The 20,030-nt window shown below is 41.2% G+C and carries 19 protein-coding genes; 18 read left to right on the plus strand and 1 reads right to left on the minus strand.

Annotated features, from left to right (window positions below; translation table 11 throughout):
• From V1502_RS07975 to V1502_RS08020, 10 genes are all read left to right on the plus strand, one after another.
• On the plus strand, positions 1-2,061 hold the full coding sequence (locus V1502_RS07975; RefSeq protein ID WP_409253825.1) for a DUF4179 domain-containing protein: 2,061 nt from the start codon (positions 1-3) through the stop codon (positions 2,059-2,061).
• A gap of 217 nt (positions 2,062-2,278) precedes the next feature.
• On the plus strand, positions 2,279-3,160 hold the full coding sequence (locus tag V1502_RS07980) for an aminoglycoside 6-adenylyltransferase (RefSeq protein WP_409253826.1): 882 nt from the start codon (positions 2,279-2,281) through the stop codon (positions 3,158-3,160).
• Between the two features lie 230 nt (positions 3,161-3,390).
• On the plus strand, positions 3,391-4,170 hold the full coding sequence (locus tag V1502_RS07985) for a PhzF family phenazine biosynthesis protein (RefSeq protein ID WP_409253827.1): 780 nt from the start codon (positions 3,391-3,393) through the stop codon (positions 4,168-4,170).
• A 30-nt stretch (positions 4,171-4,200) separates the two neighbouring features.
• A complete protein-coding gene (locus tag V1502_RS07990; protein WP_409253828.1) occupies positions 4,201-4,608 on the plus strand; it encodes an NUDIX hydrolase in 408 nt (135 codons plus the stop codon).
• Between the two features lie 24 nt (positions 4,609-4,632).
• Positions 4,633-5,178: a GNAT family N-acetyltransferase gene (locus V1502_RS07995; protein ID WP_409253829.1), complete on the plus strand. Its 546-nt coding sequence runs from the start codon at positions 4,633-4,635 to the stop codon at positions 5,176-5,178.
• A 12-nt stretch (positions 5,179-5,190) separates the two neighbouring features.
• Positions 5,191-5,388 carry a DUF6366 family protein gene (locus tag V1502_RS08000; protein WP_409253830.1) on the plus strand — a complete coding sequence of 66 codons (198 nt, stop codon included), beginning with the start codon at positions 5,191-5,193 and terminating at the stop codon, positions 5,386-5,388.
• Positions 5,389-6,145: 757 nt separating this feature from the next.
• Positions 6,146-7,516 (plus strand): 23S rRNA (uracil(1939)-C(5))-methyltransferase RlmD, encoded by a 1,371-nt coding sequence (rlmD, locus tag V1502_RS08005; protein ID WP_409254305.1) that lies wholly within the window; start codon positions 6,146-6,148, stop codon positions 7,514-7,516.
• A 107-nt stretch (positions 7,517-7,623) separates the two neighbouring features.
• Positions 7,624-8,091 (plus strand): GNAT family N-acetyltransferase, encoded by a 468-nt coding sequence (locus V1502_RS08010; protein ID WP_409253831.1) that lies wholly within the window; start codon positions 7,624-7,626, stop codon positions 8,089-8,091.
• Entirely contained in the window at positions 8,088-8,498 is a 411-nt protein-coding gene (locus V1502_RS08015; RefSeq protein ID WP_409253832.1) for a nucleoside 2-deoxyribosyltransferase, read from the plus strand. The genes V1502_RS08010 and V1502_RS08015 overlap by 4 nt, the downstream gene beginning before the upstream one ends.
• Positions 8,499-8,749: 251 nt before the next feature.
• Positions 8,750-10,330, plus strand: a complete 1,581-nt coding sequence (locus tag V1502_RS08020) for a long-chain-fatty-acid--CoA ligase (RefSeq protein WP_409253833.1) — start codon at positions 8,750-8,752, stop codon at positions 10,328-10,330.
• Positions 10,331-10,438: 108 nt separating this feature from the next.
• On the opposite strand, the gene lexA is transcribed toward V1502_RS08020, so the two are convergent.
• Positions 10,439-11,059: a transcriptional repressor LexA gene (lexA, locus tag V1502_RS08025; RefSeq protein ID WP_409253834.1), complete on the minus strand. Its 621-nt coding sequence runs from the start codon at positions 11,057-11,059 to the stop codon at positions 10,439-10,441.
• Between the two features lie 154 nt (positions 11,060-11,213).
• Here lexA and V1502_RS08030 point away from each other — a divergent pair, with 154 nt between their 5' ends.
• From V1502_RS08030 to V1502_RS08065, 8 genes are all read left to right on the plus strand, one after another.
• Positions 11,214-11,540 (plus strand): LysM peptidoglycan-binding domain-containing protein, encoded by a 327-nt coding sequence (locus V1502_RS08030; protein ID WP_409253835.1) that lies wholly within the window; start codon positions 11,214-11,216, stop codon positions 11,538-11,540.
• 11 nt (positions 11,541-11,551) lie between these two features.
• Positions 11,552-12,202 carry a recombinase family protein gene (locus tag V1502_RS08035; protein ID WP_409253836.1) on the plus strand — a complete coding sequence of 217 codons (651 nt, stop codon included), beginning with the start codon at positions 11,552-11,554 and terminating at the stop codon, positions 12,200-12,202.
• Positions 12,203-12,323: 121 nt separating this feature from the next.
• Positions 12,324-12,557, plus strand: a complete 234-nt coding sequence (locus V1502_RS08040) for a DUF896 domain-containing protein (RefSeq protein ID WP_409253837.1) — start codon at positions 12,324-12,326, stop codon at positions 12,555-12,557.
• Between the two features lie 349 nt (positions 12,558-12,906).
• The gene (gene tkt / locus V1502_RS08045; RefSeq protein WP_409253838.1) at positions 12,907-14,913 is read left to right on the plus strand and encodes a transketolase; all 2,007 of its coding nucleotides are present in this window, start codon (positions 12,907-12,909) and stop codon (positions 14,911-14,913) included.
• Between the two features lie 391 nt (positions 14,914-15,304).
• On the plus strand, positions 15,305-15,745 hold the full coding sequence (gene sirA / locus V1502_RS08050; RefSeq protein WP_409253839.1) for a sporulation inhibitor of replication protein SirA: 441 nt from the start codon (positions 15,305-15,307) through the stop codon (positions 15,743-15,745).
• A 120-nt stretch (positions 15,746-15,865) separates the two neighbouring features.
• Positions 15,866-16,081: a YneF family protein gene (locus V1502_RS08055; protein WP_409253840.1), complete on the plus strand. Its 216-nt coding sequence runs from the start codon at positions 15,866-15,868 to the stop codon at positions 16,079-16,081.
• Between the two features lie 362 nt (positions 16,082-16,443).
• A complete protein-coding gene (locus V1502_RS08060) occupies positions 16,444-17,589 on the plus strand; it encodes a CamS family sex pheromone protein (protein WP_409253841.1) in 1,146 nt (381 codons plus the stop codon).
• A gap of 689 nt (positions 17,590-18,278) precedes the next feature.
• Positions 18,279-20,027, plus strand: coding sequence for an ABC transporter transmembrane domain-containing protein (locus tag V1502_RS08065; RefSeq protein ID WP_409253842.1), 1,749 nt, complete (start codon positions 18,279-18,281; stop codon positions 20,025-20,027).
• Positions 20,028-20,030 lie beyond the last annotated feature (3 nt).

Consider the following 20,030-nt stretch of genomic DNA (forward strand, 5'->3'; position numbering starts at 1 on the left):
TTGAAAAAAGAGACTGAGCAGATTTTGGTCCATAATGTAAATGAAAACAGTATAACTAGTATTGTGAACTGGTTCGCAGACCGGAAAACGTCTTTCTATGCGCTCGGATGGATCTATTTGCAAAATAATCAAGACATCCAGGAGGTTTTCTTCCAAACGATAAATCAAGTACATGAAGAAACCCGATATGTAAAGGAAGATCTTCATTTTGAATCCTGGGTCACTTCTATTTTTATCAATAAGTGTCGTGCCTGTCTACCTAAAAACTCAGATACTTATAATGAGGAAGAAGCGGGACAACTATTCAGTGCGCTGTTTAAATTACCTGAGAAAAATAAGGAAGCTCTTGTCATAACCTATCTAAAAGGTCTGCCATTTGATGAGGCATCGCAGGCTTTACAGATTACAACTGCAGAATTGATGTCACGTGTGGCTGATGGAGTGGCACTATTAAGCAAGGAACTTAGTTTTGGCGAGCTGTCAGGGAGCTGCAGGGAGTACCGGGACAAGTTTATCTCCTATCTTGGAAAATCGCTCTCTAGAAAAGAAAAAATAGAGTTGGAGATACATATTTATCATTGCAAGGATTGTCAGAAAGTATTATCTGCCTTTCAAGAAATTACCTTCATGTTGGAACGAATTGTTGAGGAGCTGCCGGTTCCTCCTGATTTTATGGACAGCATTTATGAAAAAGCGGCGGAAACAGAACGGCTTCAAAGAGAAAAGAGAAAAAAACGAAGCAGAATGGGTCTTACTGCCGTCGGCCTGCTTACATTCTTGATTTGCACAGGGTTTGTGACAGGCAGTTTTTCCAGCCTCTACTACTCATGGATGGGGTGGACGGAGCAGGAAGAAATGGAACTCGTACAGTACTATAAGGACGGTATAAGTGAACCGTTGAATTTAGAACAGGAAAGTAATGGTGTGAAAGTCAGAATCAAAACAGCTGTTGCTGATGATGTTCAGACTCTGATTTATTATGAGATTGAAGATATGAAAGAGGACAGCCAGTACTTCATTAACATTCATGAGGGTGTACGTGTAGAAAATGAGTATGAAATATTTGATAAAGAGGCCAGACGGGTTTACAGACATCCGTTTGAAGAGGCCACAGATGAGGAAGGAAACACCTTTAGAGGGACGCTCAGTCTCGCGCCGATCAAGTCAGACAGCAGTACTGTAGAACTGAGGCTGATGAGACTTCAGCAGGCAATGAAAGATAGAGCCGACAGATCAAACTTTAAGTATTATGATGAACTGGAATTTGTTGAAGGGGAATGGAACTTTGATATTCCCGTAAAGAAGCACTCCTCTACTGTTTATGATCTTGATCAGGAAACAGAAGTGGAAGGGGTCCCATTCCGGATAGAAAAATTGATCGTTGCGCCGACTGCCACTCTGTTGGAGTATAGTTACCACCGAATGCAGGGGGAGACCTCTATCCAGCATATCAGCCTGGCTGCCCTTGAGACAGAGAACAGAACGGCGGAGGTTGACTACTTTTACGGAGAATATATCGACTCGATTGGGGAATGGGCATCCTTTCAATCTAAATTTGATTCGCTGTATGCTGAGGATCCTGACAGCGTGAGCCTTGTACTTGATTCAATAAATGTCTTTGTGGAAAATGAAAAAACTATTGAACTAAATCAGAAAAATGACTTTCCGCAGATGTTTACCTATCTTGGAAACGAACTTTCAATCGACAGTCTGGAATCAGGACCTCCAACTAAGCTGCATATTACCGACACCTATTTCCAAGGCAGAGAATATGAAAGGCTGCATTTCAGTTTATCAACTGAAAATCAAATGGAATCTTACTCGATGGGTAGCTGGGGGGAAGAAGTATTAGTGGATAGAGAGGGGAATCAATATAAGCCCCAAGAGTATTATTCAATCTTAGAGCGTATTGGAAGGCAGCCTAGACACTTTCAAACCACTCATGAAATTGAATTATTCCAGGAATCTTCGGATGATCCCATTATTCCAAAATACCTGACTATCAATGGGTATTACACAACGAAATACGCTGAAGATAAAATCGACCTTTGGTTGGAATAACTGATTTATAACCAAACAGCACGCTCCTTCTTATCAAGGAATGTGCTGTGTTTTTACTATGAAAAAGCAGGGATTCACCGGAAATTAGTGGAATACCTTATTTAGATTTCTTTGTAGAAAAGTCTAGAACATGAATCGCCGTTCCACGGTATGCCTCAGTTTCCTCTGGTTATAACCATGTTAATGCTTTTTTAGTAGCTGAAGAGGAGGAATTAGTTTGAGGACAGAAAAAGAAATGATGGATCGCATTTTACAAGTAGCAAAAAAGGATGAGCGGATCCGCGCAGTCTATATGAATGGATCAAGAACCAATCCCAACGTACCAAGAGATATATTCCAAGACTATGATATTGTTTATGTCGTTAAAGAAACTGCTCCTTTCATTGAAGAAAAAGAATGGATCAAAGCCTTCGGAGAACTGCTGATGATCCAAGAGCCCGACATGATGGACAGGATGGCTGGTCAACCTAAGGATTTCAGCAAATCCTATGGGTACCTCATGCTTTTTACAGATGGAAATCGTATTGATTTGCAAATCCAATCGATAGTAGGGATGAAAGAGAGGTATCTCAGTGATAAACTCACCATTCCTCTGTTAGACAAAGACAATTGCCTGCCCTCTATCCCAGAGCCAACTGATGCTGATTATCATGTAGTAAAGCCGACATATGGACAATATTTCAGCTGCTGCAATGATTTCTGGTGGTGCCAGCAAAATGTGGCTAAAGGAATATGGCGTGACGAGTTGCCCTATGCAAAGTATATGTTTGAATGCATTATCCGGGAAAACCTTGATAAAATGGTCTCTTGGTGGATTGGAATGAAAACAAATTTCCAGGTGTCACCCGGAAAATCGGGGAAGTACTTTAAAGACTTTCTCTCCGAAACTTACTGGGAGAAGTACCAGGCTACATACTCGGACGGAAACTATGAAAATATGTGGAATAGCTTATTTACTGCCGGGGAACTCTTCCGTATTATGGCAGGGGATGTGGCAGAATCCTTATCATTTACTTATCCTGAACGAGATGATAGGAACATGACGAATTATCTTCACAGAGTAAGAACTCTTCCCACTGATGCAAAAGGAATCTATTAAAAGAAACAGCTGAAGACGGGGTGTTTGGTCTTCGGCTTTTTTATAGGGGCTTTTCTAAAACTTTGTTGCTTTTTAATAGTAAGTTCCAAATATATGCTCAGATTCCTCATAAATTATCTTAGTCAGCAAGAAAGAAAAGAGTTATTCACCCAAGGGGAAAATCCAGTCTATGGGATTTTCCGATAGCAACAATTTATACGAAAACAACTTTTTTATAAGGAGGAAAGAAGATGAGATTGCCAATTTATCAAATTGATGCTTTTACAAACCAGCAATTCAAGGGTAATCCTGCTGCTGTCTGCCCGCTCACGGAATGGATTGAAGCTGACTTGATGCAGAAGATTGCTGCAGAAAACAATCTGGCGGAAACAGCATTTTTTGTGAAAACTGAATCCGATTATGAACTGAGGTGGTTTACCCCTAAGGAAGAAATCGATTTATGCGGACACGCTACGTTGGCTGCAGCCTTTGTAATTTTTAACTACTTGGACAACTCAGAAGAGAAAGTGAACTTTCATACGAAAAGCGGTATATTGGAGGTTGTCAAAGAAGGGGCTCTATTATCACTTCTTTTCCCTTCAAGACCAGGGGTAAAATGCGAAGCACCTGAAGAGTTGATAAAAGGATTAGGTAAAGAACCAAAGGAAGTCTACAAGGCAAGGGATTATTTGGCTGTTTATGAGTCAGAGCAGGAAATCTTGAATCTTGATGTGAACTTCGAGGAGTTTAAAAAACTGGATGCCCTAGGGGTTATTGTGACCGCAAAAGGACAAGATGTTGACTTTGTATCAAGGTTTTTTGCTCCGAAAGCTGGTATTAATGAAGATCCAGTTACAGGGTCAGCTCACTGCACATTAGTTCCTTATTGGAAAAGCGTACTGCAGAAGAATGAACTGAAAGCGATGCAATTATCAGAACGTGGAGGAAAACTGTATTGCGAAGACCTGGGGGATAAAATCAAAATGGCAGGAGAAGCAGTGGCGTATCTGGAAGGGTATATCAGCGTATAAACAAAAATTGTAGATGGGGGCGAACAGGGAATGGAAGCACCTAAACATATCGTTTCAGCAGCTGCAATAGTCGTCAATGACAACTATGAGGTTTTATTGATTAAAGGTCCCAGGAGAGGATGGGAAATGCCGGGAGTCCAGGTGGAAGAAGGCGAATCATTAAAAGAGGCAGCCATTCGTGAAACAAAAGAAGAATGCGGACTGCACATTGAAGTCACAAAGTTCTGTGGCGTATTTCAAAACGTGAATAGATCCATCTGCAATACCCTCTTCCTCGGGAGGCCGGTTGGAGGGAAACTGACCAACACAACTGAAGCTCTGGAAGTTGGTTTTTTTCCTATAGAGAAGGTATATGAAATGGTCACCTATCTTAACTTCAAAGAAAGAATCGAGTATTCCCTGGATGAAACGATGCAGCCTTTTTATATAGAATTTTGATTTAGTGAGAAAGAAGGATGAAAGATGATATTTCCAGTTTTAGAAACAGACAGATTACTTTTAAGGAAGCCTACTCCTGATGATGCAAATGATATGATGGCCTATCTATCGGACCAAGATGTCGTAAAACATATGGGCTTACTGCCTTTTCAATCGATTAAAGACGCAATGGGAGAAGTCCATTGGTACGATTCTATTCGGAAGGAAGGCAGTGGCATTAGATGGGGAATAACGCTAAAAGATGATAATAGAATGATAGGAAGCTGCGGTTTTCTAAATATGACCGCCAAACATGCCAGAGCTGAAGTGGGGTTTGAATTAAATAAGGACTTTTGGGGTCGGGGGATTGCCGGGGAAACCTTAGAAGCGGTAGTACAATATGGTTTTGAACACATTCAGCTGGAGAGGATCCAGGCTTTAATTGAGCCTGCAAATTCGTCCTCACAAAGACTGGTGGAAGCCAAAGGGTTTCAAAGGGAAGGACTGCTAAGGCATTATGAATATACGAATGGCACCTTTGATGATCTTTATATGTACTCCCTTTTAAAGAGTGACTACAAGATAAAATAGGGGGGGCAGAGGATGGTTAAAAAAGAAACTCCTGAAGATATGAGGGAGAGACTCAGGCAAGAGGAACTTAAAAGAACTCCTCTGGGAAGCATGGGTGAGGGGGAAAACAGGAATCTGGCAGACTTAGTTGGAGGTATAGGCTGGAAAGGAACGGGATTACTAATACTGCTGTTGATTGCCGGCTATATCATTTATAGTTTGTTTTTCTGAAAGTTTATGAGGAGAATACATTATGCAAATCCGTAACGTGAACAGCGAGGATTACTACAGCATTTCACCATTGATCAAAGAATGGCAGGGCGGAAGATATGCTTCCGAAGTTATTCTTTGAGCCTTTTCAGAAAACAAATTTTGTGTATGAAAAGAAGGGGGAAATCATCGGTTTCCTGAGGTTTAGAGGGTGTGTTTGTCTTCTCAAATTATGACGGCCGGGGCAAGGCAGAGTTTGAGCTTCCCAAGGTACAATTTCTAAGTGGCACCTGATCCTGTGAGGGTGAGGTGTTTTTTTGTTCTAAAAAGCAAATGTCGATTTATGCCGTATGGTCGATAAATCTTCAAAATCGCTGATAAAATCGTGGAAACGCCGATAAGAATAAGAAATCGCTGATAAACCCAGTAGAATCGCCGATAAAGCACCCTACCACTAGCTGATTTGCCTGAAAAGAACCAGAGGTAATGGAACCGGCACCGTGGAACAGCTAACTGTTGTGAGAGGTCACTTGACTGGCCCCTTGAAAACTCCCTTCTTTCTCAACCAAGTCTTTATTCATAGTATTAATAAAGCCTTACACCCTGTAAATTTCTACATTTAAGCAGGAAATGATTCCATTAAAGCCTCTCGTCCTTTATACTAGGTAAGTATGCTTTCTTGCACGTTTATCCAGGAATACAATTTAAAGTTATTATATATAGATAGCAAAACCCTTGTATAAAGGAGGAATTTCAATTGAAAATTGAAAAAGGTGAAATGATTGAAGCGCAAGTTCATCGATTGGATGATAGAGGAGCTGGACAGGCTGTTGTCTGGCGTGAAAATGAAAAAGGGAACATTGGAAAGTTAAAACTTACAATTCCCCGTACTCTGCCTGGCGAAAAGGTAAGAGTGAAAGTGGACGAACCTCTCAAAAGAAGAAGAAAGGCTCTTCCAGAAGAAATACTGGAGGCACATCCTGAAAGAACGGCGCCGCCTTGCCCGCACTTTGAAAGATGCGGCGGTTGTGTATGGCAGCATTTGAGCTATGAGGGGCAGTTGAAACAAAAGACTGATCATGTTAAAGAAGAGGTCGCCTCACAGGGATATGATCCGGCTCTTGTAAGGGATACGATTGGAATGGACAACCCATGGCGTTACCGAAACAAAATGGAGTTCACTTTCGCACCGGACGGTTCACTGGGCTTGCACGAGCAAGGAAACTTCCGTAAAGTCATCTCGCTTGAAACTTGCTTAATTGCAAGTGAAGAAATGGTGGACACCGCAATGGAAGTGGCTGATTGGGTCAGCGCTCATGGACTAAAAGGATATGATAAAGATGCCCATGAGGGACTACTTCGCCACTTAATGGTCAGACAGTCCTTTGCGACGGGAGAAATCATGCTCGGCCTTTTTGCAACAGAAGCGCCTGAAGATAATTTGAAAGAAGCCGTTTCTGACTTGGTGAAACGTGTAGAAGAAAAGTTCCCGAAAGTGAAAAGCTTGCTATGGCTGGAAAATAGAGATTGGGCAGACAGAACTCAATCGGAAAATACGCACGTACTTGCTGGACGTGATTTCATTTATGATGAAATGGACGGCTATCAATTCCGTCTCTGGTTTGATACATTCTTCCAAACAAACCCTGTTCAGGCTCAAAAACTTGTAGACCTTGCAGTGGAAATGGGAAAACCTAAGAAAACAGAAAAAATGATCGACCTTTTCTGTGGTGTGGGGACTTTCTCATTGCCATTTGCAAACCGTGTGGGAGAACTTGCCGGAATTGAAATAGTTGAAAGTTCAATTCAATCAGCAAAACGTAATGCGGAGGATAACGGCATCTCAAATACTACTTTCCTGGCGAAAGATGCAAGAAAGGGAATCGACCAGATCCTGGAGAGCTTTGGCAGACCTGAATTGCTGCTTCTTGATCCTCCACGTTCTGGCGCAGGAGGTAAAGTCATGAGAAGAATCGGACGTTCACAACCGGAAAGAATTGTGTACGTTTCATGTAATCCATCTACTTTTGCAACGGACATTAAAGAGCTTGAGCAATTTGGTTACAGCTTGAAAGTTGTTCAGCCGGTTGACCTTTTCCCTCATACAGTTCATGTGGAATGTGTGGCTGAGTTAGTACTTGAGAAATAAATTCCCTAACACCTGCAGGTTGACCTGCAGGTGTTTTTTCACTCTTAATGTTGCCCACTATTCAGAAGTTTGCCATAATTATTAACAAAGTAAACAGGGGGCAGTTTATGCAATTTACACCGATTGATTTGGGGATACACCGGAAAAATGTTATCGATTTTCGCCGGGACTCCTTTGCTGTCAGTTTCAAAGACACTTCAGGATTCGATGAGAAAGAATATCTAGAGTGGTTAAAGGAGAAAATCAAGGAGTTTCCAGCTGGTTTTGTAATGGTTGTGGAAAAAGGTGAGCCTGTTGGTCAGCTTGAATTATCAACCAGAGAACATGAAGGACGGAGAATTGGATATGTTCACCTTTATTACCTATCACCTGAATATAGGGGAAAGGGAATTGGTACTGAGATACATAGATATGCCCTTCAGTACTTCAAAACACAAAGCGTGACCGAGTTTCATTTGAGAGTATCACCAACCAACATTCCGGCGAGGAAGTTTTATAGAAAAATTGGGCTGAAAGAAATCGGACCTGAGATGGAAGGCAGGGTAATCAGGATGAAAGGGGAAGCGGATGAATGAAATTTTATGTAGCTTCAAGCTTCAAGAACATTCAGCAGGTACGGTATGTCAGTGATCAATTAAAACGGCGGGGCTTTAGCCAAACTTATGATTGGACCCAAAATCAAAGGGCTGCAACCATAGAAGACCTTGAGCAAATAGGGCGGGCAGAAAAACAAGCTGTCATGGAATCAGATATAGTGGTGATATTGCTGCCAGCGGGGAAAGGCAGTCACATAGAGATGGGGATTGCCCTTGGTCTCAACAAGAAAATATTCCTCTATTCGCCGAACGATGAAGTGAATGATTTGGCTGAAACCAGTACTTTCTACCACTTGCCTTCTGTAGAAAAATGTTTTGGAAGCCTGGATGACTTGTTAAAAGTTATAACATTTACAACAAGGAACCTCAGTCATCGAAGTACATAAAATTATGTTCCATATGTATTCATTATACCGTTATAAATACATATCTAAGAAACCAGGGGGACATATTTATATATTTAAATGGAACATTCTTGATTTGTCTTCCGTACTTGGAAATCCAAACGGTCAACCGTACTCAAATGCCCTCACCCCGCTTCAGTTATCAGAAAATTATAACAATATACTTGATTAGTTGGGCTTAATCCTTTATAAAAGAGATAAAAGATATAATTTTCCAGAGGAGGATGCGTTTAGTGAATGTCCCTTTAGTGTTAACCGATTTTTTAGACAGAGCAGTAGAGCAATATGGTGAGAAAGTTGCATTGATTGATGATGAAAAACGATTGACGTATAAGCAGTTAAATGTAAGAGTGAACCAGCTTTCCAGGGGACTCAAGAGTCTTGGGGTCGAGAAAGGCGATAAGGTAGCTTATCTTTCACCGAACACCATAGAAATGCTGGAAGGTTTTTATGGGGTGTTCCAGGTTGGCGGGGTGATGACCCCACTGAACACGAGACTGAAGCCGGCAGATTATAAGTTTATCCTGACACATAGTGAGAGCAAAGTGCTTTTTGTAGATGAAGAGCTTTATCCACTAGTAGCGTCAATTCTTTCTGAAGTGTCAGGACTAACTCATGTGATTATTCATGGCAAACAGATTGACGGGTATCCAGCCTACGACGAATGGCGCACTCAATATAGTGGAGAAGACTTTGAGAGAGAAGAGCTGGATGAAAATGATATTGCTTCCCTTTTATATACAAGCGGGACTACCGGAGATCCAAAAGGAGTACTCCTGACGCACCGCTCAAATTATTTGCATGCCCTATCAGCCATGCATCATTTAAGAGTTACAGATCAGGATACATTGCTGCATGTCCTCCCGATGTTCCATGTCAATGGCTGGGGCTCGCCATTCTACTATACTGCAAACGGATCAACACAAGTGATGCTTCGCAAAACCGATCCAAAAATACTGTTGGATAAAGTGAATAAATATAAAGTGACGGTCATGCATATGGCCCCTACTGTGTTAAATATGGTTCTCGAGCAATATCAAACAGACAAACCGAATATTTCTCAAGATGTGAGGGTGGTCATTGCAGGATCAGCTCCTCCGCCTGCTTTTGTAAGGAAAGTGGAAGAGGACCTTGGTTGGGAATTTATGCAGGTATATGGAATGACCGAGATATCACCGCTGATCACTACATCTGTGATAAGGTCGACGGAAGCCAATCTGACTAAAGAAGAAAAATACCGCCTGAAAGCAAAAGCCGGGTACGGCATGATTGGCAGTAAGGTGAAAGTGGTTGACGAACATGGAGAGGAAATCCCCCATAACGGCAAGGCAATTGGAGAAATAATTACGAGGACAAATACTATTATGGAAGGTTATTTCAAGAACGAAGAAGCAACTCAAAAAACAATCAGGGATGGCTGGCTTCATACGGGAGATATGGCAACTGTTGATGAAAACGGATACATTGAGATTGTTGACCGGATGAAGGATGTCATTATCAGCGGCGGAGAAAATATTTCTTCCATTGAAGTGGAAGGTGCCCTTTATGAACATGACAGTGTATTAGAAGCTGCGGTGGTCGCCGTGCCTCATGAAAAATGGGGAGAGGTTCCGCATGCAGTAGTAGTACTAAGGGAGGGGCATACGGTCTCAGAAGAAGAGTTAATCCAATTCAGCAAAGAAAAATTGGCTAACTTTAAAGCACCAAAAGGCATTTCTTTTGCAGCAGAGCTGCCTAAGACAGCTTCAGGGAAAATTCAAAAGGTCCTCATTCGGAAGGAATTCTGGAAAGAGAAGGATCGATTGGTGAATTAATGATCGAAAGTGTATAGAACTTGCTATAAGCTTCACAATAGCAAACTTTTTAACTACTAGAAAAACAAAAGAACTCCAGGCCTGTTATCAGGCCTGGAGTTCTTTTAATTAATGAATTTGACGATATACACCGATCACTTTTCCCAGAATGGAAACATGGCGAAGAATGATGGGATCCATCGAAGAGTTTTCCGGTTGAAGGCGTACGAAATCTTGTTCTTTAAAGAATCGTTTGACAGTAGCTTCGTCTTCTTCTGTCATTGCAACAACAATATCACCATTATTTGCGGTTTGCTGCTGGCGGACAATGACATAATCGCCATCCAGGATTCCTGCTTCTATCATACTATCACCCATGATCTCCAACATGAAGACCTGTTCGTCTGCGGGAGCAAGGTGCTGCGGCAAGGGAAAAAACTCTTCAACATTTTCGACAGCTGTTATTGGCTGGCCCGCTGTAACTTTACCGATCAAGGGAACATTGACAGCATTTAATCTTGGAATAGAATCTTCTTCCAGATCCAACACTTCGATTGCTCTTGGCTTCGTAGGGTCTCTTCTAATCAATCCTTTGCTTTCCAATCTGGCAAGGTGCCCATGGACAGTGGAGCTGGAGGCCAGTCCTACAGCTTCCCCGATTTCTCTTACGGAAGGAGGATATCCCTTTAACTTGACTTCTTCTTTAATATATTGGAGGATATCCTGCTGCCTTTTTGATAATTTTGTCATTTATTCCACCTCTAAACCGATCTTTTGTTCCCATTATAGCATGTCAGCCAAGGTGATACAAACATAAGTTCGAATAATTGTTGACACCGAACGAATGTTCGTATTATAATCTATTTAACGAAACGCGAACAAACATTCGTACGGAGGTAATGATATGCTAGTGTCTATCTGGAAAAATTATTCTTATGTTATCCTTCTAATGGGATTGGCGGTAATTATGGGATCTGTTGCTTTAATGAAAGTCGGGACGGGAGAATCTTATCAGACAGTCACCGTTCAAGAAGGAGACTCACTCTGGACCATTGCAGATGAACTTTCGGAAGAACATAATATGTCCACTCAAGAGTTGGTGAAATGGGTAAGTAAGAAAAACAATCTGTCTACAGACATCATCAAGCCTGGAGAAACACTCGTTATTCCAATGGAAAAATCACTGCTTAGGAACTATGGCAGTTATGAACTGGCAAGTGGAAAAGAATAGGAGTTTGAAATATGAAAGCAGTAATATATTGCAGGGTCAGTACCAAAAAGGATACTCAGGAAACCTCCCTCGAGCGGCAGGAGGAGGAACTTCTCAAACTGGCGGACAACTTTAGTTTTGTAGTTACCCATATCATCAAAGATCAAGCCAGTGGTTATGAGCTGGACAGGGATGGTATTCTGGAACTTTTGGATATTATTAAAAGAGATGAAATAGAAGCGGTCCTTATACAGGATGAAACCCGGATCGGCCGGGGAAATGCCAAGATTGCCCTCATTCACTGCATTATGAAAGAAGGAGTGAAGATATTCAGCATCTCCCATAACGGAGAACTTCATCTATCGGAATCAGATTCCATGGTTTTACAGATTGTAAGCATGGTGGAAGAACATCAGAGAAAACTTCATAACCTCAAAATCAAACGGGGAATGAGAAGAGCAGTGGAAAAAGGGTATGAACCTCACAAAAATCTTAAGAACAGAGGGAATGGAGAGGGGCGTGAGCGAATCGAAGTTCCGGTTGAAGAGATTGTAAGGCTGAGGGACAATAAGCTGACGTTTGCCGAAATAGCAGCTACCTTAAGGGGATTTGGCTATAACATCTCCAAAGCCACTGTTCATAGAAGATACCAAGAGCATACCAACTCCTCATCGAATGCATGAAACTTGTTTTTTCTCTCTATTTCTAGTAACATGTCGATATTAAATCGGTCATGTGGGTTGAATATAGGCACTTCTCTAAGTGCTTTTTTATATCTGGATAAAGTGAGAGGAGAAACAATTTATGCTTTCAAAGGAAAAGATGGCAAGGATCAATACACTTGCAAAAAAAGCTAAAGCCAAAGGGTTGACACCTGCAGAGGCTAAGGAACAAACAAAATTGCGAAAAGAATACCTTGAGACATTCAGGAATTCTATGAGGTCAACGATTGAAAATACAAGAATGTTTGACCCTGAAGGCAATGAAGTGACGCCGGAGAAAATAAGAGAAATACAAAAAAACAAAAAAATGCATTGATAATACAAGAAATCGAACGATAGAGAAGTATGCAGTCTGCATGCTTTTTTCTTTTTTTAGTATTTAAATCAGGGTATTAGAGCAATAAAAAGGAGCATTCTATAAAAAGGGATTAACCGTTGGATGAAAATCGCATTCCTTGTACCTGGAAGATTTTTCGAAAAAAATTCTGTGTATATTTTAAGTGAAGAAAATTAATTCCGATGTTGCCGATAAGGATCAAAACAACGGGGCAAGCGCATTCTAAAGGGAATGCAGGGGGGACAGCGGCAAACAAATCGTTTGTATAAACTTCATAAGAATATTAATATTAACAAGTAGTAACTGAAAAAAGGAAGGATGTTGATTAATGTTTGATAAAACAGATCAGTTAGCCATCAATACAATTAGAACGCTTTCGATTGACGCAATCGAAAAAGCGAACTCTGGACATCCCGGTATGCCGATGGGCGCTGCACCGATGGCGTATGCACTATGGTCCAAAATCATGAATCATAACCCCAAAAACCCTGAATGGTCTAATAGAGACAGATTTGTTCTATCAGCTGGGCATGGCTCTATGCTCCTTTACAGCTTGTTGCACCTTTCAGGATATGATGTTTCAATGGAAGATTTAAAACAGTTCAGGCAGTGGGGAAGCAAGACTCCGGGACATCCGGAATATGGACATACTCCTGGTGTTGAAGCAACTACGGGACCACTTGGACAAGGCTTCGCAATGTCAGTTGGTATGGCGATGGCTGAACGTCATCTGGCGTCTGTTTACAATCGTGAAAACTTTAATATAGTTGATCATTATACATATAGCATCTGTGGTGACGGGGATCTTATGGAAGGTATTTCATCTGAAGCAGCTTCCTTGGCAGCACATCTTAAGTTAGGTCGCTTGATCGTTATGTATGATTCTAATGACATTTCATTAGATGGTGATTTGGATAGATCTTTCTCTGAAGATGTTAAAGGTCGTTTCGAGTCATATGGCTGGCAATACATTCGTGTTGAAGATGGAAATGACACAGAAACTATTGCTAAAGCTCTTGAAGAGGCAAAGCGTGATGAGAATCATCCTACATTGATCGAAATCAAAACGGTTATCGGTTACGGTGCTCCTACTAAATCAGGCAAGTCTGATGTTCACGGGGCCCCGCTTGGTGCAGAGGAAATGAAAATGACAAAAGAAGCGTACAAATGGACCTTTGAACAAGATTTCCATGTACCTTCTGAAGTCGAGGAACGTTTTAAGGAACTTATCGTTGATACAGGAGAGAAAAAAGAGCAGGAATGGAATGAGCTATTTTCTCAGTATAAAGCAAAGTATCCAGAACTAGCAGCACAATTTGAAGCTGCAATGAAAGGTGAGCTTCCAGAAGGATGGGATAAAGAGGTCCCTGTGTATGAAGAAGGCAGCAGCCTTGCCAGCCGTGCTTCTTCTGGAGAAGTGATGAACGCGATTGCCAAGAATACACCTGCTTTGATTGGTGGTTCTGCAGACCTTGCCGGGTCCAACAAAACAATGATTAAAGGTCAAAAGGATTTTACACCGGAATCTTATGAAGGCCGAAATATCTGGTTCGGAGTTCGTGAATTTGCGATGGGTGCAGCCATGAACGGCATGGCCCTGCATGGAGGAATTAAAGTATTTGGAGGAACATTCTTTGTCTTCTCTGATTATCTAAGACCGGCAATCCGTCTGGCTGCCCTTATGGGACTTCCAGTAACATATGTATTCACACACGATAGTATCGCTGTTGGTGAAGATGGGCCTACACATGAGCCGATTGAGCAGCTTGCATCATTAAGAGCAATGCCGAATCTTTCTGTCATCCGTCCTGCAGATGGAAATGAAACTGCAGCAGCATGGAGAACCGCATTGACTTCTAAAGATAAACCGACTGCGCTTGTATTGACCAGACAAAACCTTCCTACTTTAAAAGGTACAGATGCCAAGGCGCATACAGGTGTTGAGAAAGGTGCTTACGTTGTTTCCCCGGCTGGGAAGGAACAGCCTGATGCACTATTGCTTGCATCCGGTTCAGAAGTTAGCCTTGCTGTGGAAGCTCAAGCGGTACTTGCTAAAGACGGTCTCGCTGTTTCTGTCATCAGTATGCCGTCTTGGGATCGATTTGAACAGCAGTCTAAAGAATATAAAGAATCAATCATTCCTAAATCGGTTAAAAAACGCCTTGCCATTGAAGTGGCTTCCCCACTTGGATGGGACCGCTATGCAGGAGATGAAGGAGATATTCTTGCTATCAATGGATTTGGCGCTTCCGCCCCAGGAGAGAAGATTATGGAAGAGTACGGTTTCACTGTAGAAAATGTTGTTTCTCGTGTGAAGGCGCTGCTTGAAAGATAATAATCCATATGTGAAAGCTGCTGTCTATCAGCAGCTTTCCTTATATACGGAAGTCTGTGTACTGCGATGTAATGCACCTTACAAAATATTAATTGGTAAAAGGTAGTTGAGGTGCGCTAAAGGTTTTGGCATCGTGTTAGGAGAAGATGGGTGACCTCCTGTGGGACTAGCGGGACGTCTAATTCTAGTGACAAGCTCCTTTGAGTCAACCACTGAAGCGCAAACCAACCATTTTATTCAGAGCAACAATATATATGATAAGAACCATCTAAAAAGAACCACTTTAAACCTTCTCGACAAAACTAGTGGAACTTTTTAACAACATTCTACAATCTAAATCCCCGATGTTCTTTATACTATGGAAAAGGACAAGCTAAGGGGAGGAAGAGAAATGAAATCCTACCGACTCTATTGGATAGAAGATGAAATTGCCGAGTATTTTTACGGTAGAGAACGTTCATTTTATAATTTGTTCAGCGAAAGTAAATTTTCTTATGGAGTAATGAAAGAACTTCTGAATAAGCAGATTCAATATATTACCAGGACCATTCCTTTTCTGCCTTTTAGTCGAGCCATTTTACATGCTCTTGGCCACAGTAAAGGATGCACACAGGAAGACAATCAGTTCTATGTTGAATCACCGTGCGGAAAAAATACGGCTAAAATCTCTATAGTGGATAATTATATAGAAGTAATTATTGAGGGACACAGCGATTGGGAAGCTTTTATTTTTGAGATGTTAAGAAAGCTTGACGGCCGTTTGCTTGCCATTGATATTGAAAATGAACAATTTGGCTGGCTAAAGCCGATAAAAGTAAGAAAATATATTTAGTTTTTTTACTATTTTCTTGGATCTCTTAATGTTAATAGAGAAATTTACATTAAGTTATTGTATAATCTTTCTTGGTTTAGTACACTTTTAAAAGGACAACATGAAGGAGGAAATAGAACTATGCTTTGGCAATTTATTCTAGTCGGTGTTCTGGCTGCATTAGCTGGAGTAGCGCTAGGATTTTTCATCGCTCGTAAATATATGATGAGCTACTTGAAGAAAAATCCACCTATCAACGAACAAATGCTTAGAATGATGATGATGCAAATGGGACAAAAACCTTCCCAAAAGAAAATCAATCAAATGATGAATGCAATGAACAAAAATATGAAATAAGTGATAAAGCACTCTGAACAGGGTGCTTTTTTACTATCTTAAGGAGCTGTTTTTGAAAGTTTTGATGGTATTTGATAGATAGTTGGCTCCAATTGGTCTATTACCTGCATAATTCCAGCTGCAGGCTTCATGAACCATTTCTATTCCAATCCAAACGGCAAGGTGTAAAATGAAATCCATTTGAAAAATGTGATGCTGTTTCAATTCTTAACAACTCAGTTGAAACTCAGGGCAATCTGAAGTTGGTGCCAATGCTTTTCTCTTGAATATTGACACTTTTTACATCAGTATTAAGTAGAGGGTTAATATCAAGTAACACCGGTCTTTTTTTATGCTAAAATAGTGGTCGGAGGGAAACCTAAATGAAAAAACGACTTATTGCAACAAGTACAGGCTTAATGTTGATCTTATCCGGTTGCACCTTTTTGGGTATACCTGATAAATCGGAGAATGAAAACACAAATTTAGTGACACAACAGAGTACATCTGAAAACGAAACGAACGAGTACTTACGATATCAAGTGAAATCGTCTGTTTTCAGTAAAAATAGAGAGCTAATTACGTATCAAGTGAATAATCGTGTTGATATGAATGAAATTGAAACAGGTCTCATGAGTTTGTCAGAAGATTATTTTCCTGCGGATAAGTTTATTTATCAAGAAGGTCAATATTTAGACGAAATTGGCAGCTGGATTCGTCGAAAATCAAATGATGAACTGGGCTTGAATCCGGCCATAGAAGTGACTGAGGATATGGGTTGGGAAAAAGTAATGGAGCTAAGCAAGGAAAAACCCATTTACCTCGGATATGTACATGAGCAGAATTATGTTGACCAAAAAGGAAATTTAAAAGGATTATCCATAGGTCTGGCCATGAACTCAGTGGATTATATTTCGGTTAATGATAATATGGGCCTGAAACATTTCGACATGAAAGAAATTTCGGAAAAGAAAATGATAAGTGAAGGCAAGAAAATGGCTGAGATTATCATTAACCGGGTTAGACAGAAAGAAAATCTGCAAAATATACCCATTGTAATTTCACTTTTTGAACTTGAAAAGAAAAATAGCGTTCTTCCGGGCTCTTATTTTACTTATGCCTATCTGGATGCGAATGATAAATCAATTAAAAAGTGGAGAGAGATTGAAAAGCAGGATTTTCTTTTTCCGTCAAATGCTGCAGAAGAGCATGACCGTGTGGTTTCCAATCGTCTTAAAGGATTGGAAGAAGATATGAATGCGTTCTTCCCAGATCGAACCATCCAATTAGTTTCAAAAGGGACTTACATTGAAAGCGATCTGCAGAAGATGGTCATCAATGTTAATACGGACATGACCAAGTATGGAGAGATTGTCGGGTTTGTCCAGGCGTTCGCTCCCGAAATCCAGGACTTCTTTCCGCATGAGCCGGTTTATATCTATGTAAAAACACCAGAAGGCACGGCGGCAACTGTATTAGTTGAACCCGAGGAAGAGCCTGCAGTTCATATCCATGATAGTGGAAGTTGAAAAAAACGTGCGTAGCTGCACGTTTTTTTGTTTTGTTACTTAGTCGGGTGATTTTGTTAATCGTTCCCCTATAGCGTGAGAATAAGGGTTGAAGGGGTACGAATAAAGACTAAACGTGCCCCTAGCGCGAGAGGATAGCCGTAAAAGGGTAATGAATAAAAGCAAATCATGCCCCTAGCGCGAGAGGATAGCCGTAGAAGGGTAACGATTAAAAGCAAATCGTGCCCCTAGAGCGAGAGGATACCCGTAGAAGGGTAATGAATAAAAGCTAAACGTGCCCCTAGAGCGAGAGAGAAGTCGAAGAAGGGTAACGAATAAAGGCTAAACGTTACCCTAGAGCGAGAGAAAAGCTGTAGAAGGGTAACGAATAAAAGCTAAATGTACCCTTAGCGCGAGAGGATAGCCGTAGAAGGGGTACGAAAAAAGCAAAACATACCCCTCTTACCTTAAAAAGAGAATATTAAAGAGAAACTTACCATCCCCCTTGAACACGTGCCCTCCTGAATACAATTCAACCCCTTAACAAAAGTATACCTTTCAAAGTGGGGGAAGCAGACCATTTCCGCGGAAGCCTGATCTATGCTGAAAGGGTAACCAATATATCTAAAGAGAAACTTTTATTTTATATTTTTGAAAAATTTGCTAAAATTAAGAGTCGCAAAATTTTTCGGGATTCGGAGGAATACATCATGAAAGTCTTTCTGGATTTGATGTGGTTTTTTAAGCAAGAAAAGAAATCTTATCTTACGGGGATCGCTGTCCTGCTGGTTGTGGCTTTACTTCAGTTGGTTCCGCCAAAGCTTATAGGAATTGTGGTCGATAGCATCAAACAGGGTGAATTGACCTCTGAAAAGCTCCTGCAGTGGGTCGGGATAGTAGCGGCAGCCGGTTTGAGTATGTATGGATTGAGGTTTGTCTGGAGGATCATGATTTTCGGATCAGCCGTAAAGCTCTCAAAGCTGCTTCGGGATAAACTGTATCACCACTTTACAAAGATGACGCCTTCCTTTTATCAGAAAAGGCGTGTCGGGGATTTAATGGCCCATGCAACAAATGACCTTCAAGCCATACAAATGACCGCTGGGCAGGGAGTATTGACATTTGTTGATTCCCTTGCAACAGGAGGCTTTGTCATAATAGCAATGGCTGCCACGATCAGTTGGAAGCTGACGCTGATTGCCCTGATTCCTATGCCGTTTATGGCATTGCTGACCAATTATTACGGTACATTACTACATAAACGTTTCCATAAAGCCCAGGAGGCCTTCTCCGGCTTGAATGATAAGACTCAGGAGAGTGTGTCGGGAATCAAGGTCATTAAGACGTTCGGACAGGAGGAGGCAGATATTGAGTCTTTTCGTTCCAAGTCAGAGGATGTCGTTCAGAAGAATATTTCTGTTGCACGGGTTGACTCTTTATTCGGTCCTACCATATCCATCGTTGTCGGGATCTCTTTCTTTTTATCAGTGGCTTTTGGCTCCAGGTTTGTCATTGCAGGTGAATTGACGATAGGTGAGCTTGTATCCTTTACCACCTATTTAGGGCTGTTAATTTGGCCTATGCTGGCTTTTGGCTGGCTTTTTAACATTGTAGAAAGAGGCCGTGCTTCTTATGACCGGGTGACCAGCCTGCTTGCAGAAAAAGTAGAAATTGAAGACAGTGAAAATGCACTCGCTGAAAGACCCAGTGGGGATATAGATTTTAATATTGATCAGTTTACATACCCGGATGAAGAGAAAAGTGTTCTTAAGGATATCCGCTTTACATTAAGAAGGGGAGCAACATTGGGAATTGTCGGGAAGACAGGGGCAGGAAAGACGACACTGCTGAAAATTTTCATCAGGGAATTCGAGGACTACAAAGGTACTGTAAAATTTGGAGGACGATCCATTAAAGACTACAAGTTAGAAAAACTCAGAGAGTCTCTTGGATATGTACCTCAGGATCACTTCTTGTTTTCTGCAACAATAGCTGAAAATATCGCTTTTACGAATCCCTTGGCAGAACAGCAAACAATTGAAAAGGCAGCATCTTTGGCCCATATCCATGAAGATATAAAAACATTTACAGACGGTTATCAAACGGTTGTGGGTGAGCGGGGCGTTTCATTATCGGGGGGACAGAAACAAAGGATCTCAATTGCACGAGCGCTTTTAATGGAACCCGAAGTACTTATCCTTGATGATTCTCTCTCCGCCGTTGATGCAAAGACAGAAGAATCAATCCTAAAAGCGCTGAAAGAGAATCGAGAAGACAAAACCACCATCATTACTGCTCACAGGCTGAGTGCCATTCAACATGCGAATCTGATTCTTGTATTGGATAATGGAGAAATCAGTGAGAAAGGCACGCATGAAGAGCTGATGAAAAATGATGGCTGGTACCGGGAGATGTATATGCGCCAGCAATTAGAAGAATTAGTAGAGCATGGAGGATAAGCC

The organism is Rossellomorea sedimentorum, assembly GCF_046237645.1.
GTDB lineage: Bacteria > Bacillota > Bacilli > Bacillales > Bacillaceae_B > Rossellomorea > Rossellomorea sedimentorum.

Excerpts from the sequence above, each read along its gene's own strand:
- V1502_RS08030 (WP_409253835.1), top strand. The coding sequence starts at position 11,214 with ATGCTAGTGTCTATCTGGAAAAATTATTCTTATGTTATCCTTCTAATG.
- V1502_RS08055 (WP_409253840.1), top strand. The coding sequence starts at position 15,866 with ATGCTTTGGCAATTTATTCTAGTCGGTGTTCTGGCTGCATTAGCTGGA.
- V1502_RS08065 (WP_409253842.1), top strand. The coding sequence starts at position 18,279 with ATGAAAGTCTTTCTGGATTTGATGTGGTTTTTTAAGCAAGAAAAGAAA.
- V1502_RS08015 (WP_409253832.1), top strand. The coding sequence starts at position 8,088 with ATGAAATTTTATGTAGCTTCAAGCTTCAAGAACATTCAGCAGGTACGG.
- V1502_RS07995 (WP_409253829.1), top strand. The coding sequence starts at position 4,633 with ATGATATTTCCAGTTTTAGAAACAGACAGATTACTTTTAAGGAAGCCT.
- V1502_RS07990 (WP_409253828.1), top strand. The coding sequence starts at position 4,201 with ATGGAAGCACCTAAACATATCGTTTCAGCAGCTGCAATAGTCGTCAAT.
- V1502_RS08040 (WP_409253837.1), top strand. The coding sequence starts at position 12,324 with ATGCTTTCAAAGGAAAAGATGGCAAGGATCAATACACTTGCAAAAAAA.
- V1502_RS08000 (WP_409253830.1), top strand. The coding sequence starts at position 5,191 with ATGGTTAAAAAAGAAACTCCTGAAGATATGAGGGAGAGACTCAGGCAA.
- V1502_RS08035 (WP_409253836.1), top strand. The coding sequence starts at position 11,552 with ATGAAAGCAGTAATATATTGCAGGGTCAGTACCAAAAAGGATACTCAG.
- V1502_RS08010 (WP_409253831.1), top strand. The coding sequence starts at position 7,624 with ATGCAATTTACACCGATTGATTTGGGGATACACCGGAAAAATGTTATC.
- V1502_RS07985 (WP_409253827.1), top strand. The coding sequence starts at position 3,391 with ATGAGATTGCCAATTTATCAAATTGATGCTTTTACAAACCAGCAATTC.
- tkt (WP_409253838.1), top strand. The coding sequence starts at position 12,907 with ATGTTTGATAAAACAGATCAGTTAGCCATCAATACAATTAGAACGCTT.
- V1502_RS08060 (WP_409253841.1), top strand. The coding sequence starts at position 16,444 with ATGAAAAAACGACTTATTGCAACAAGTACAGGCTTAATGTTGATCTTA.
- sirA (WP_409253839.1), top strand. The coding sequence starts at position 15,305 with ATGAAATCCTACCGACTCTATTGGATAGAAGATGAAATTGCCGAGTAT.
- rlmD (WP_409254305.1), top strand. The coding sequence starts at position 6,146 with ATGATTGAAGCGCAAGTTCATCGATTGGATGATAGAGGAGCTGGACAG.
- lexA (WP_409253834.1), bottom strand. The coding sequence starts at position 11,059 with ATGACAAAATTATCAAAAAGGCAGCAGGATATCCTCCAATATATTAAA.